Source organism: Actinoplanes ianthinogenes (assembly GCF_018324205.1).
In the GTDB taxonomy this organism is placed as follows: domain Bacteria; phylum Actinomycetota; class Actinomycetes; order Mycobacteriales; family Micromonosporaceae; genus Actinoplanes; species Actinoplanes ianthinogenes.
Window position 1 is genome coordinate 6,157,601 of sequence record NZ_AP023356.1, and the last position, 13,783, is coordinate 6,171,383.

The following is a 13,783-nucleotide window of genomic DNA, read 5'->3' on the forward strand; positions in this document are numbered from 1 at the left end:
ACACGGTTGGCCATGCGCAACCGGTACCTGGACCTGCTCCGCGCGATCGCCACCGTCCGGGTGGTGGTCTACCACCTGACCGGCTGGACCGCGCTGACCATCGTCTTCCCGGCGATGTCGGTGATGTTCGCGCTGGCCGGGTCGCTGATGGCGGCGTCGCTCGACCGGTTCGGGGCGTGGGCGGTGGAGCGGCGACTGCGCCGGCTGCTGCCCTCGCTCTGGCTGCTGACCCTGGTGATCGCGGTGCCGGCGATGCTGCTCAGCGGTACCCCGTTCGACGTACACCTGCTGCTCTGGGGTTTCCCGCTTGTCGACCCGGAGGCCACCGGCTGGTGGATGGCCGCGCTCAGCCACGCGTGGTACCTGCGTGACTTCCTCTGGTTCGTGCTGCTCTCGCCGCTGGCGCTGCCGGTCTTCCGGCGGTTCCCGCTGGTCGCGATCCTGGTTCCGTACGCCGCCCTGGTGGTCCTGGAACTGACCGGCGTCAAGGTGGTCAACGTGGTGCACGACCTCGCGCTGTACGGCGGGGCGTGGCTGCTCGGCTTCGCCCACCACGACGGGTACCTGCGGCGGATCCCGCGCAAGCGGTTGTTCGGGCTGGCCGCCGGGCTGGCGCTGCCCGGGATCGCCTGGGTCGCCACCCACCCCGGCCCGCGCGGCTGGGACCTGAACGACATCCCGATCGGCAACGCGCTCTGGTCCGCCGCGTTCGTGCTGGTCGCGCTCGGCTGCTCGCCGATGGTCCGGGATCACCGGGTGCTGACCGTGCTCAACTCCCGGGCGCTGAGCATCTACCTGTGGCACATCCCGATCGTGGTGGCGGTCACCCAGTTCGGCGAGCGGCACGACCTGCCGCTCACCGGGCCGGTCGGGCTCACCTGGCGGTTCGCGGTCGTGGGTGTGCTGCTCGCCGTGGCGCTGGCGCTGGTCGGCTGGGTCGAGGACGTGGCCGCCGGGCGGCGGCCCACGCTGCTGCCGGGCCGCCGTCTCCCGGTGCCGGTCTCGCCGGCGCCCGCTCCCGCCGCCGGACTAGACGGCGTGGACGGTCAGGTCGCCGCTGCGCGTGCGTAGGTCCAGCACGTTCGCCGACCGGGGGTCGTTGGTGACACCCTCGATGTTCGCGTCGCCGCTGCCGGTGTGCTGGCTGATCCGGTAGCTGCCGGCCGGCACCAGCAGCATCAGGTCGCCGCTGCTCACCTCGGCGGTCACCGAGGCCGGCTTGGCCAGCTCCAGGTCGAGCTCGCCGGAGGTGACCCGGGCGTCGACCGGGCCGGTGATCTCGCGGGCCGCGATGTTGCCCGAAGTGGCCTCGACGGTGACGCCGGGGGCGCGGGCGATGTCGATGTCCCCGGAGGTGGCCTTGACCTTCACCGGGGTGTCGGAGCCGTTGATCCGCAGGTCACCGGAGGTGAGGGTGAGGTCGACGGCCCCGACGTCGGTCAGCGACACGTCGCCGGAGCTGACCTTGCCGCGCACCTTGACCCCGGTGGGCGCCTGCACCTCGTAGGAGATGCGGCAGTCGAAACCACAGGTGGTCGGCAGCGTCAGGATGCTCCCGGAGAGCTGGTACGTCGTGCTGGAGCCGTTGCCGCCGCGGACCACTCGCTTGATCTTGGTCTCGGTGACGTTTCCGGTGGTCACCAGCACGTCCCCGCTGCCACCGTCCAGCACGATGTCGGTGACCTTGACCTTCTCCGTGTCGTTGAACGTCATCGTGGCGCCCACCACGCCGTCGCAGCCGGCCAGGGCGGCGACCGAGGCGGCGGCGAGAACAAGGATGGCAACTCTGCGGCTCATGCCCTGACGCTATGCGGGGGGTGACAGGACGCACCATCGGTCCCGTCCCGGAGTCGACCCTGAGATCCGGGTCAGGGTTTGTCGTAGGCACGGGGCAGAATGGCGGGGTGCCTGCCGGATACCGCCGCCATCTCTACCGCGACGACGCGGTGGTGCTGCGCGCGCAGAAACTCGGCGAGAGCGACCGGATCGTCACCCTGCTGACCCGCCGGCACGGCCGGCTGCGCGCGGTCGCCCGCGGCGTGCGGCGCACCACCTCACGCTTCGGCGCCCGGCTGGAGCCGTTCGGGCACATCGACCTCCAGCTGGCCGGCTCGCCCGAGGGGGTGGGCAGCTCGCTGCACTCGGTCAGCCAGGTCGAGGCGCTGTCGCTGTTCGGCAAGAGCTTCCTGGCCGACTATCCGCGTTACACCGCGGCCAGCGCGATCTGCGAGACCGCCGAGCGGCTCACCCCGGTCGAGCGGGAGCCCTCGCTGCGGTTGTTCCAGCTCACCCTCGGCGCGCTCAAGGCCCTGGCGGCCGGCGAGCACGCCGCCACCCTGGTGCTGGACGCCTACCTGCTGCGCGGCATGGCCTTCGCCGGCTGGGCGCCGGCGGTCACCGAGTGTGCCGTCTGCGGCGAGCCCGGGCAGCACGCGGCGTTCGCCGTCCCGGCCGGCGGCGCGGTCTGCCCCGACTGCCGACCACCGGGCGCCGCCCACCCCAGCCCGGCGACGCTCGGCCTGATGGCCGCGCTGACCGCGGGCGACTGGCCGGTCGCCGACGCGTCCGCGCCCTCGGTGCGCCGGGAGTGCTCCGGGCTGGTCGCCGCCCACCTGCAATGGCACATGGAGCGCTCGCTGCGCTCGCTGCCGCTTGTCGATCGACGGGAGTTGAAACCGTGAGCCCGCGTCCGCCCACCCCCCACATCTCCGGCGCCCGGCCACCCGCGCTGCCGTCCGCCGCGATCCCACGCCACGTGGCGATCGTGATGGACGGCAACGGCCGCTGGGCCAAGGAGCGGGGCCTGTCCCGCACCAAGGGGCACGAGCAGGGGGAGCACTCGCTCTTCGACGCCATCGAGGGCGCCATCGAGCTGGGCATTCCCTACCTCTCGGCGTACGCGTTCTCCACCGAGAACTGGAAGCGCTCGCCGGACGAGGTGCGCTTCCTGATGGGCTTCAACCGGGACGTCATCCGCCGCCGCCGCGACCAGCTGGTCGACCTCGGGGTCCGGGTGGTCTGGTCCGGCCGGGCCGGCCGGCTGTGGAAAAGCGTGATCTCCGAGCTGCAGACCGCCGAGGAGATGAGCAAGAACAACAGCACGCTCACCCTCCAGTTCTGTGTGAACTACGGTGGCCAGGCGGAGATCGCCGACGCGGCCGCCGCGATCGCCCGGGACGTCGCGGCCGGCAAGCTCAAGGCCGACAAGGTCAACGAGAAGACCATCGCGCGGTATCTCTACCATCCCGAGGTCCCGGAGGTGGACCTGTTCCTGCGGCCCTCCGGCGAGCAGCGCACGTCGAACTTCCTGCTCTGGCAGTCGGCGTATGCCGAAATGGTCTACCTGGACACCCTCTGGCCGGACTTCGACCGCCGCCACCTGTGGTACGCGTGTGAGCTCTACGCCCAGCGCGACCGGCGCTTCGGCGGCGCCCTGCCGAACCCGGTGAGTCCCACATGATCGAGATCCGGCACCTCTGGATCGCCCGGCACGCCTTCGCCAACGAGGACGAGTCCGGCCTGACCGGCGACGGCGAGCAGCAGGCCACCCTCCTCGGCGAGCGGATGGCCGGGGTGCCGCTGACGGCGATCTTCCACAGTCCGCTGGCCCGGGCCGCGCAGACCGCCGGGCTGGTCGCCGCGCACCTGCCCGGCGTCCCGTGCGAGGCCGCCGACGAGCTGGACGACCAGTTCCCGACGCCGGCGAACTCGGCCGCCATGATCAAACGGTTCACCGGTCCGGCGCCGGCCGAGACGCACCAGCTGCTGATCACGCACGCCTTCCAGGTGGCGTGGTTCGTGCGCGACGCGCTGGAGGCGCCGGACGACCGGTGGCGCGGGCTCAACTCGTGCAACGCCGGCCTGACCCTGATCCGGTACTTCCCGGCACAGAAACCGCGGGTGATCATGTTCAACGACGTGAGCCACCTGCCGGCGGCGCTGCAGTGGACCGGGTTCCCGCCGGAGCTGCGGCCGCTCTGACCGATCGCTGCCCAGGACCATCCCCGCTGCCGCGATGCCGCCCGTCTCTCGCGCATCTTTTTCCGGTACGACCGGCAGCCCTGTGGGAGTCGGCCCGCGATGCCCGGCCCGCGCACGACCGCGGCGCGTGTCGTGCGGGTCCGCGGCGGCTCACGCTCCCGGCCGCTCCCCGGTGATGCGTTGTCGCTGAGGGGATCTCACCTGGTCAGGGCTTCGACGGCGGCTTCCAGGTCGGTCAGGTCGGGCAGCACCACGTGGGCGCCGGCGGCGGCCAGCTCCGCCGCCGGGGTGGCGCCGGTGGCCACCGCGACGGCGACCGCGTCGTTGGCCAGCGCCGCGGTCACGTCGTGCACGGTGTCGCCGATCACGACCAGGCGGAACGGTTCGCCGTACTTCGCCTCGGCCCGCTCCCGCGAGCGCCGGACCAGGGTGGCCCGCACGCTGTCGTCGGTGCCGTACCCACCCACCTCGGCGTCGAACGAGCCGGTGAGGCCGAACGCGGCCACCTTCGCCGCGGCGACCTCCGGGACGTTGCCGGTGACCAGGGTCTGCACCACGTCCGGGCGCTCACCGAGATGCTTGAGCACCTCACGGACGCCGGGCATCACCTCGCCCTGCTCGGCGAACTGGTGCCGGACGGTCTCGACGATCGCCACGTAACGCGCGAAGAACCGCTCCGGCGTGCAGTCGGTCACCCCGTGCGCGGCGAAGACCCCGTGGCAGATGTCCAGGTCGGTACGCCCGCCGAAGATCGGGGTGTCCCGCCAGGCGACCCCGGTGACCTCGGTGAACGCCAGTTTCCACGCCTGAGCCGCGACTCCGCCGCCGCGCAGCAGCGTGTAGTCGATGTCCCACATCACCAGACGTCTCATGACTCGCCCAGCACCCGCTCGATGTGCTCGACCTTGGCGGTCAGCGCACCGGTCACCCCGGGCCGGACGTCCGCCTTGAGCGAGAGGCTGACCCGCGGCGCGACCGCGGCGACGGCGTCGACCGCCTGCTTGACCACGGCCATCACCTCGTCCCACTCGCCCTCGACGGTGGTGAACATGGCATCGGTACGGTTCGGCAGTCCGGAGGCGCGAACGACCCGGACGGCCTCGGCGACGGCGTCACCGACGGAATCCCCGGCCCCGATCGGCGTGACGGAGAAGGCAACCAGCATGCCTCAATCTTCGCAGCGCCGATGATCAGCCGCGCAGGCACCGGCTTCTGCTCCGTCTCGCCCGCCCGGGCGGTCTTTCCGGTCCCCGGCCGCGGCTTCCTCGGCGAGGGCTGTCCAGTCCCGGCGCATGCCGGTGGTCATCGCCGGGAGGTCGGGGAAGGCGTCCGCGCCGGCCTGAACCGTGATCGCCAGCTCCCCGGCATAGGAGAGTGCCACCACGGAGAGGCCGACGTTGCCGGCCAGGTTCCCGACGGCGAACACCTGCCGGACCGGGGCGCCCAGCAGCCGGATCGGTGTCGCCGGGCCGGTCATGTTGCTCTCCATGACCGTGGTGACGCGCTGTCTCCGGCTCAACCGGCGGATCAGGCCGAACCGAGCCATGGCCACCAGCATGGCGGTGGCGGTGGCGACCGACTGCTCGCGTTTGGCCCGGGTGGTTGCGGCCGCGATGGCCCGGAGCCGGTCGGCGGCCTCGTCGGTGGCGACCGGGAGGCGGACCAGCAGGCCGCCGGTCCGGTTTCCCTCCGGGCGGTCCGCCGGGCCGGTGCGGAGCGACACCGCGACCGAGCAGTTGAGCCGGACGGGTGGTTCGTGACGGGAGAGCAGCAGCGACCGGACACCGCCGGTGGCGAGGGCCAGGATCAGGTCGCTGACGGTGGCGGAGTGCCGGTGCGCGACGGTACGCGCGTCGGCCAGCGGGAGGCGTAGCACGGCCAGGCGGCGGCCCGGGGTCAGCGGCACGTTCAGCGAGGTGCGCGGTGCTCGCCAGGCCGCGGCCAGCGTTCGCAGCGCGGACCTCACCGATCCGGCCCGGCTCGCGGCGCGCTCGGGTCGTTGCTCGTGCTGCGGGGCGCGGTCGGACGGTTGCTCCTGGCGTGGGGCGCGGCTGGACCGTTGCTGGTGTTGTGGGGCGTGGCTGCGGAGGTTGTCGGCGAGCAGGTCGATCCAGCGTGGCGCCGGCTGAGGATGTCGGTAGGTGGCGGTCTCGCCGGGATTGTCGTCGTCGATCGGTGTGGTGTCGAGCAGGGCGGTCAGCAGGCGGATGGTGGCCATGCCGTCCGCGATCGCGTGGTGCAGCACGAAGACGACGGCTGTCCCGCCGTCGGGCAGGCCGGGGGCCAGCCACATGCGCCAGCGTGGCCGGGCCGGGTCGAGCACCGGGCGGATGAGGTGTTCGGTGAGGCGAAGCAGGGACCTCTCGTCGCCGGGGGCCGGCAGGTCGGCGACATTGACATGGTCGTCGATGCAAAAGTCGAGGGCGTCTGCCCAGATCGGCCGGCCGGCGAACGGGCCTGCGGCGCGGATCACCTGGCGCAACCTGGGGGCGCGGTCCAGGCGGGACTCGATCGCGGTTCGGATCTCGGCCAGCCGGGGGCGTCCGTGCGGGTCGAGCAGCGTTGTGCCGTCCAGCAACGCTACGGCGGCCACGTGGATCGGGGTGTCCGGGCTCTCGGCGGCGAGGTTGATCAGGTCCTCGGCGGTGAGCCGGGGAAAACGGCTCTCCATGCCACCAGCATGCCGGGGTGGCGGCGGGTTCGGCAGGGCCGGTGGACCCTGCTTGGCGGTGCCTACAAAGTAGCAGTGACGGGGACGAATCGGTATCGGGTGACTGACCGAGGGTGATCAGGGTGGGGGGCGCCTACGGTCGCCGGGTGACTTCGGGACTGGTGGATGCTTCGGCGGCGGGGACGTGGCGGCTCGGGGATCGGATGGTGAACCGGATGGGGTTCGGGTCGATGCGGCTCACCGCCGACCCGGACACCGAGGTGGCGATCCGGGTGCTGCGCCGGGCCGTCGAGCTCGGGGTGGATCACATCGACACGGCGACGTTCTACTGCTCGCCGGGCGGGATCATCGACGTCGGGCCGGGGCCGGTGCGGCATGCGACTGAGTTGATCAGGGTGGCGCTCCGCGCGTACCGAAATCGGGTTGTGATCGCCACGAAAGTCGGACCGGTCCGCCTGCCGGACGGACGCTGGGGTGCGGCGGACACGCCGGAGCGGCTGCGCGGGCAGGTCGAGGAGAACCTGCGGCGGCTCGGCGTGGCGACGCTGGACCTGGTCAACCTGCGGATCACGCGGCATGTGGCGGTTCCGTTCGCGGAGCGGTTCGGCGCGCTCGCCGCGATGCGCTCCGAGGGACTGATCCGGAACCTGGGACTGTCCAACGTCGGGCTGGCCCAGCTGGACGAGGCGATGCGGATCGCGCCGGTGTCCTGCGTGCAGAACGCCTACTCGGTCGACGTGCGCGGGGACGACGAGTTGCTGCGGGTGTGCGGGGAGCGGGGCATCGCCTTCGTGCCGTTCTTCGCGATCGCGGGAACGCGGCGAGAGGCCGGCGCGGCCCGGGATCAGCGAGAGGCCGGCGCGGCCCGGGATCAGCGAGAGGCAGGCGCGGCGCGGGACCGGCGAGAGGCCGGCGCGGCCGGGGATCGGCGAGAGGCGGGCGCGGAGGGGGATCGGCGGGCGGCGGCGGTGGGGCGGGTCGCGGCTCGGCACGGGGCCAGCGAGCATCAGGTGCGGCTGGCGTGGACCCTGCACCAGGGGCCCCACGTGCTGGCCATCCCGGGCACCGGCGACCTCACCCACCTGGAGCAGAACATCGCGGCCGCCGCCCTCCACCTGACCGAAACCGATCTGTCCGACCTCGCCTGACGGGAGATCCGCATTACTCCTCCGACCCGGCACGGTTGCTTGACGGTGAGGGTGTGGGGCTGAGGCCGCGCGTACCGGAAGGGGTTCGGCTGGCGGGATGGCGGGGGGTGTTGTGCCGGTCACTCGGAGATGGGTTTTTAGGGTGGGGGCATGACTCGTGAGGGACTGCCGCGGCTGCTTGCTGAGACTCGTAGCGGGGTTTTGTTGTTCAGCATCACGCCGCCGAAGCGCAGCACGGCCGAGGAGCGGATCAAGGAGATCGCCGAGGTCACGCTGGAGCGGATCGGCGGGCTCGACCTCGACGGGCTGATTCTCTACGACATCGACGACGAGTCGGATCGGAACCCGGACGAGCGGCCGTTCCCGTTCCTGGCGACCCTCGACCCGGCCGAGTATTACGCGACGCACCTGGACGCCTGGTCCCAGCCGGTGATCATCTACCGCTGTGTCGGGAAGTACCGGGAGGACGAGCTGGCCACCTGGATGCGGGAGGCGGACCCGGAGCGGGTGCTGAGCGTCTTCGTCGGCGCGTCGTCCGGGGGCAAACAGGTGCGCACCGGGCTGCGCCGCGCCCAGGAGCTGCGTGCCGAGGTGCGCCCGGAGCTGCCGCTGGGCGCCGTGGTGATCGGTGAGCGGCGCGAGGAGCACCTGCGGATGCTGGCCAAGCAGGAGCGGGGCGCGAGCTTCTTCATCTCGCAGGTGGTCTACCACGTCAACGAGACCAAGAACCTGATCTCCGACTACTACTACGAGTGCCAGGCGCGTGGCGTCCAGCCGCGGACCACGATCTTCACGTTGTCGCTGTGCGGCTCGCTCAAGACGCTGGAGTTCCTCGGCTGGCTCGGCGTCGACGTGCCCCGTTGGCTCCAGAACTCGCTGCGCCACGCCGCCGACCCGGTCGCCGAGTCGTACAAGCACTGCCTCGACATCGCCCGTGACCTGCGCGACTTCTGCGAGCACCTGGGCGTCCCCTACGGATTCAACGTCGAGAGCGTGTCGATCCGCAAGGCCGAGATCGAGGCCACCATCAAGCTCGCCGCCGACGTCGCGGGCCTGCTGGGACGTTAGGGTCACCGGCTGTGATCGATTTCAACAACGGCTCCGTCTTCAAGCTCAACCCGTGCGACCCGGGCGAGCTCATTCCGCAGGTCGCGCCGTTCCTGATCCAGGGCGAGCAGGTGATCTTCGCGTTCCGGTCGGTCCGCGACTTCGTGGTCTTCACGAACAAGCGGCTGATCGCCGCCAACGTGCAGGGCATCACCGGGTCGAAGACGGACTTCACCTCGCTGCCCTACGGCAAGATCCAGGCGTTCTCGGTGGAGACGGCCGGCAGCCTGGACCGGGACACCGAGCTGGATCTGTGGTTCAGCGGGCTCGGCAAGGTCCGCCTGGAGTTCAAGCGCAACGTGGACATCCGGCAGCTCAGCCAGATGATCGCCGCCTACGTCCTGTGATCCGGCCGGCCCGGGCCGCGGAGGCAGTCCCGGGCCGGTCAGGCGTCAGTGTGTGGCGCAGCAGGGCGTGGGGTCGCGGCGCTCGAACGGGACCAGGCGGTCTCCGGCGGACGGCGTGGTGACCAGGACCAGTTCGCCGGAGCGGAACTGCGGGCGGACGAAATCGCCGGTGTCCACGATCGTCTCCGGGCCGGCCGGACCGCCGCCCAGCACCTCGACCCGGGCGATCGAGCTGCGCTGGAGGATCTCGCTCACGGTGAGCGCGCCGGTCAGCCGGGTGCTGCCGGGGAAGCGCACGGCCCGCCCGGCCGGTCCGGTCGCCGCCGCGTCGGCGGCCGGCCGCAACGCCGGGTCGGTGTCGAACTCGGCCGGGGTGAGCAGGCTGATCGCGACGTGCGGGAACGGCGCCGCGACCAGGTGGGTGCAGGCCAGGACCGGGACCGGGGTCAGCTCCTGGATCCAGTGGTCGGCCTCGGCCAGCGTGCGGTGCCCGAGGCTGACCCCGACGATCCGGGCGCTGCCGCTGCCGGGAACGGCAGCGGCGCCAACGGCGTGTGTCATCGGGGGAGGACCCAGATGGGGTTGGTGTAAAACCACAGGTCGCCCCACGGATCAGCGTCGCCGGCCACGTCCAGCCGGGGTCCGTACGGGTCCACCCCGGCCCCCATCAGCCCGGGCTGCGTCCGGTTCCCGTCGGTGCCCCGCACCCGGACGTAGAACGGCTTGTCCAGCCGCCCCAGGTCGAAGCTGAGCGAGACCGGCCCGCCGCTCCGGCTGATCTCGAACGACGTGACCACCCGGGTGTCCGGCGCGGTGAAGGCGTCCCGGTTCGCGACCGGCCCGGTCACCGTGCCGACGATCACGTCCACCCGCTTGAGCTTCGGGACGAACGCCGCCCAGTTCGGGGTGTCCTGGAGATCGAGGTCCAGGGTCAGCTCGGTCGAGGTGCCCCGCTTGACCTGGAGCACCCCGCCCAGCGGGGTGCCGGTGTGCCGGCGGCGGTCGCCGGTGACCCGGACCCGGGCGTCCAGGCCCTTGATCAGGCGGCCGTGGTCGACCCAGACCCGCCCGGCCCGCAGGCCGTCCATGACCGCCCGGTACGAGAACGACGTCGAGCCCACATTGGTCCGCCCGTAGTAACCGGGCCAGAAGTCACCGGCCGTGGTCAGCGTCTTGCCGGTGTAGACCGGGTCGTCGTACCTGCCGTTGGCCTCGAAGTCGCTGTCCGGCCCCCGGTCGGACTGGTCCAGGTAGACCACGTGCGAGTCCGAGTTCACCGTGATCCACCAGGCCTTGCCCTCGGCGAGCAGGCTGTCCCACAGGCCGCCGACCGTGGCGGTCATCCAGTCGAAGCCACCCCAGGTGCGGTAACTCTCCAGAGGGTAGCCGGGGAACGACGCGGCCGACGGGTTGTTGTCGTAGTAGCCGCGGGCGCCGCCCCGCCCGTTCGGCGCCGGGATGCCGGCGGCCTGGTGGCCGGGCGCGCCCTCGAAGCCGATGGCGATGCTCGGGTCGGTGTCCCGCCAGTTGCGGATCTCGTGCGGCGAGTCGACGCCGCGCCGGGCCGGGTGGTTGGCCAGGAACAGCGCACCGTCCACCTTGCGCGCCCTGACCTGCTCGCCGAGGAACTTGATGCCCGCGATCGCCAGGGCCTCGTTCTGCTCGACGGTGTTGGTGGCCGGCTGCAACGACCCGTCGTACGCGTTCTCGAACCGCTTGAGCACGTCCACCTCGTTCTTACCCGGGTGAACGAAAACGGTCGCGTGCTCGGCGCCCGGGATGTTCCACTCCAGGCCCTGGAAGGTCAGGAGCCCGGGAAGCGCGGAGCGGGTCTTCACGATGTCCGGGTTCACCCGGTCCACGCCGATCTTGGCGTGCGTGGCGCTGCCGTGGTCGGTGATGACCAGCCAGTCCAGCCCGTACGCGTGCCCGTGCCCGGCCTGGTCCAGCACCCGGTACTGGGCGTCGGAGCTGTACTGCGTGTGAATGTGGTGGTCGCCGGCGAGCCAGGCGAACCCGCCCTTCGCCGACCCGCCCCCGACCTGGTCGTGGGTGTGCGGGAGCCCGGCGGCCGCCGCGGCGCCGGGCCGGGCGAGCACCGACGCGGCCGCCGCGCCCGCGCCGAGCAGGCCGGCGCCGCGCAGGAAGGTGCGGCGCGAGTGGTCCGCCGGGGAGAGTTCGCTGTCCGGGATGCTCGGATCGAGCGCTTCGGGGAGATCGTTGCCGGTTGTCGTCGCCGCAACGGGATGATCGTGGCCATGACCCATGGGAGGCAATCTCGCGGTTGCAGGCCAACGTCCCTTGTCGAGACGGTGGCGTCGCGACGAACACGCGTCAACCGATGATCGGCCGGAACAGACCGAGAGCGATCGTCGCGGTGAGGATCAGGACGGACAGCAGGAACGCCACGACGACCAGCGCGGCGTCGGCCCCCGTGAAGCGCTGCACCCGGGCGAACGTCCGCGGCGTCCCCGAGTCGAACCCCCGCGCGTCCATCGCCACCGCCAGCCGCACCCCCCGGCGCAGTGCCCCGACCAGCAGCGCGAAGCCGGTCGACGCGAACACCGCCGGACTGCGCCCGGTGTCGATCCCGCGGGCCCGCCGGGCCAGGGTCAGCATCCGCCACTCCTGCCCGAGCAGCGGCAACAGCCGGAAGGCCGCGAGCGCCCCGATCGCGAACCGGGCCGGCGCCTTCGCGTTCTGCACCAGCGCGTCGGCCAGGTCGGTCGGATCGGTGGTGGCGAACACCACGATCCCGGGCAGCGCCACCGCGAAGATCCGCAGGATCAACCCGGCCGCGCTGCTCAGCACGCCGGTGGTGACCTCCGCCGGGCCGAGCGAGAAGAGCAGGTCACCGCCCCGGTCGGCGGCGAACAGCAGCATGCTGACCAGCACCCCGAACGCGGCCACCAGCAGCGGCCAGGCGCGCCGCGCGAGCACCCGGGCCCGCACCCCGAAGAACGGCAGCGCGGCCAGCTCGACCAGCAGCGCGAGCCCCGGCGTCACCGGGTCCAGCGTCGCGATCAGGGGCAGGGTGAAGAGCAGCGCGGCGGCGAGCTTCGCGACCGGATTCCGCCGCGCCAGCGGCGCGCCGGAATCCGCGACCGGCTCCAGGATCAGGTTCACTCCGGGCCGCCGAGGGCCAGGGTCCGATCGGCTACGGTACGCACGAAGTCTTCGTCGTGAGTGACCGCGACGATGCCGTGCCCCTCGTCCCGCAGCTCCGCGACCAGGGCGACCAGCTCCACCCAGGTCCGCCGGTCCTGCCCGAACGTGGGCTCGTCGAGCACCAGCAGCCGCGGGGCGGTGGCCAGCGCGGTCGCCACGCTCAGCCGCCGCGCCTCGCCGCCGGAGAGCGTGTAGGGATTGGCCGCCGCCAGCCGGTCCAGCCGCAGCCGGTGCAGCAACTCGTCCACGGTCACCCGGATCTCCCCGGGTGACCGGCCCAGCCGCCGCGGGCCGAGCGCCAGCTCGTCGGCGACCCTGGCGGTGACGAACTGGTGCTCCGGGTTCTGGAAGACCGAGCCGATCCGCTGGGTCAGGGTGGCGGCCCGCCAGCGGTGCGGTGGCCGCTTGTCACCGAACCCGGTGATCCGCCCGGAGCCCGGCGCGAGCAGACCGCCGAGCAGCAGCGCGAGGGTGGACTTGCCGGCGCCGTTCGGGCCGGTGACCGCGAGCACCTCGGCGGCCCGCGCGGTCAGCGACACCTCGGGCAGCCGGCCCGGGACGGTGACCCGCTCGGCGCTCAGCAGAGGCTCGGCGGCGGACGGTCGTACCGAAGAAGCGGCGGCCGCGACCGGGCGGCCCGGCACCCAGACCCCCTCGTCGGCGAGCTCGTCGCCGCAGGCGGCGAAGACCGCCTCGGGCGTGCCCTCGGCCCGCACCCCGCCACCCGGCGCCAGCACCACCACCCGGTCCACCAGCGGCAACGCCTCGGCGACCCGATGCTCCACGATGATCAGTGTGGTGTCCGGGCCGGCCGCGCGGCTGACCGCTTCGCGGATCAGCGCGGCGCCGGCCGGATCGAGGTTGGCGGTCGGCTCGTCGAGCAGCAGCAGGCCCGGGCGCAGGGCGATCACCCCGGCGAGAGCCAGGCGCTGCGCCTCGCCGCCGGAGAGCGCGTGGGTCGGACGATCATTCGGGTACGGGAACCCGACGCGCGTGAGAGCGTCGGTGACCCGGGGCCAGATCCCGGCCGCGGGCAGTCCCCGATTTTCCAGGCCGAACGCCACGTCGTCGCCGGAGCGGGCCATCACCAGCTGGGTCTGCGGATCCTGGAAGAGGATGCCGACCCGGTCCCGGGCCTTGCGCGGCTCCAGCCCGTCGATCTCGACGGTGCCCTCGGCCTCGCCGGAGTCCTCCGGCAGCAGCCCGGCCAGCGCGGCCAGCAGGGTGCTCTTGCCGGCCCCGGAGGGACCCAGCAGGAGCACCCGCTCGCCGCGCCGCACGTGCAGGTCCAGCCCGCGCACCGCCCAGGCGCGACGGCCCGCGTGCCGCCACCCGAACCCGCGCAGCAAGACCTCTGCCAT

Annotated in this window: 15 protein-coding genes; 7 read left to right on the forward strand and 8 right to left on the reverse strand. The window is 72.4% G+C overall.

All coding sequences use genetic code 11. The annotated features are described in order from the left end of the window. Positions 1-12 precede the first annotated feature (12 nt). Positions 13-1,071 (forward strand): acyltransferase family protein, encoded by a 1,059-nt coding sequence (locus Aiant_RS27930; protein WP_189336183.1) that lies wholly within the window; start codon positions 13-15, stop codon positions 1,069-1,071. On the opposite strand, the gene Aiant_RS27935 is transcribed toward Aiant_RS27930, so the two are convergent. After that, positions 1,030-1,797, reverse strand: a complete 768-nt coding sequence (locus tag Aiant_RS27935; protein WP_189336182.1) for a DUF4097 family beta strand repeat-containing protein — start codon at positions 1,795-1,797, stop codon at positions 1,030-1,032. The genes Aiant_RS27930 and Aiant_RS27935 overlap by 42 nt on opposite strands. A gap of 107 nt (positions 1,798-1,904) precedes the next feature. Between Aiant_RS27935 and recO the strand changes: the two genes are divergently transcribed. Genes recO through Aiant_RS27950 form a run of 3 tightly spaced genes read left to right on the forward strand, consistent with a single transcriptional unit; the run spans position 1,905 to position 3,981 of the window. Then, positions 1,905-2,681, forward strand: coding sequence for a DNA repair protein RecO (gene recO, locus Aiant_RS27940; protein ID WP_189336181.1), 777 nt, complete (start codon positions 1,905-1,907; stop codon positions 2,679-2,681). Then, the gene (locus tag Aiant_RS27945) at positions 2,678-3,460 is read left to right on the forward strand and encodes an isoprenyl transferase (protein WP_189336180.1); all 783 of its coding nucleotides are present in this window, start codon (positions 2,678-2,680) and stop codon (positions 3,458-3,460) included. The genes recO and Aiant_RS27945 overlap by 4 nt, the downstream gene beginning before the upstream one ends. Continuing rightward, a complete protein-coding gene (locus Aiant_RS27950; protein ID WP_189336179.1) occupies positions 3,457-3,981 on the forward strand; it encodes a histidine phosphatase family protein in 525 nt (174 codons plus the stop codon). Before Aiant_RS27945 ends, Aiant_RS27950 begins: the two co-directional genes overlap by 4 nt. A 197-nt stretch (positions 3,982-4,178) precedes the next feature. On the opposite strand, the gene Aiant_RS27955 is transcribed toward Aiant_RS27950, so the two are convergent. Genes Aiant_RS27955 through Aiant_RS27965 form a run of 3 tightly spaced genes read right to left on the reverse strand, consistent with a single transcriptional unit; the run spans position 4,179 to position 6,652 of the window. After that, on the reverse strand, positions 4,179-4,853 hold the full coding sequence (locus Aiant_RS27955) for an HAD family hydrolase (RefSeq protein ID WP_229831397.1): 675 nt from the start codon (positions 4,851-4,853) through the stop codon (positions 4,179-4,181). After that, entirely contained in the window at positions 4,850-5,146 is a 297-nt protein-coding gene (locus tag Aiant_RS27960) for an MTH1187 family thiamine-binding protein (RefSeq protein WP_185040012.1), read from the reverse strand. The genes Aiant_RS27955 and Aiant_RS27960 overlap by 4 nt, the downstream gene beginning before the upstream one ends. Before the next feature lie 3 nt (positions 5,147-5,149). Continuing rightward, positions 5,150-6,652, reverse strand: coding sequence for a wax ester/triacylglycerol synthase domain-containing protein (locus Aiant_RS27965; protein ID WP_189336178.1), 1,503 nt, complete (start codon positions 6,650-6,652; stop codon positions 5,150-5,152). 146 nt (positions 6,653-6,798) lie between these two features. Here Aiant_RS27965 and Aiant_RS27970 point away from each other — a divergent pair, with 146 nt between their 5' ends. From Aiant_RS27970 to Aiant_RS27980, 3 genes are all read left to right on the forward strand, one after another. Beyond that, a complete protein-coding gene (locus Aiant_RS27970) occupies positions 6,799-7,800 on the forward strand; it encodes an aldo/keto reductase (RefSeq protein ID WP_189336177.1) in 1,002 nt (333 codons plus the stop codon). A gap of 150 nt (positions 7,801-7,950) precedes the next feature. Further along, a complete protein-coding gene (locus tag Aiant_RS27975) occupies positions 7,951-8,868 on the forward strand; it encodes a 5,10-methylenetetrahydrofolate reductase (protein ID WP_189336176.1) in 918 nt (305 codons plus the stop codon). An 11-nt stretch (positions 8,869-8,879) separates the two neighbouring features. Further along, on the forward strand, positions 8,880-9,254 hold the full coding sequence (locus Aiant_RS27980) for a PH domain-containing protein (protein WP_189336175.1): 375 nt from the start codon (positions 8,880-8,882) through the stop codon (positions 9,252-9,254). A 45-nt stretch (positions 9,255-9,299) separates the two neighbouring features. Here Aiant_RS27980 and Aiant_RS27985 read toward each other — a convergent pair whose 3' ends face one another. From Aiant_RS27985 to Aiant_RS28000, 4 genes are all read right to left on the reverse strand, one after another. Next, positions 9,300-9,815 (reverse strand): hypothetical protein, encoded by a 516-nt coding sequence (locus Aiant_RS27985; protein ID WP_189336174.1) that lies wholly within the window; start codon positions 9,813-9,815, stop codon positions 9,300-9,302. Further along, positions 9,812-11,521, reverse strand: coding sequence for a CehA/McbA family metallohydrolase domain-containing protein (locus Aiant_RS27990; protein WP_189336173.1), 1,710 nt, complete (start codon positions 11,519-11,521; stop codon positions 9,812-9,814). Before Aiant_RS27990 ends, Aiant_RS27985 begins: the two co-directional genes overlap by 4 nt. A 67-nt stretch (positions 11,522-11,588) precedes the next feature. Continuing rightward, on the reverse strand, positions 11,589-12,380 hold the full coding sequence (locus tag Aiant_RS27995; RefSeq protein WP_189336172.1) for an energy-coupling factor transporter transmembrane component T family protein: 792 nt from the start codon (positions 12,378-12,380) through the stop codon (positions 11,589-11,591). Next, complete coding sequence (locus tag Aiant_RS28000; protein WP_189336171.1) at positions 12,377-13,783, reverse strand: ABC transporter ATP-binding protein; 1,407 nt, start codon at positions 13,781-13,783, stop codon at positions 12,377-12,379. The genes Aiant_RS27995 and Aiant_RS28000 overlap by 4 nt, the downstream gene beginning before the upstream one ends.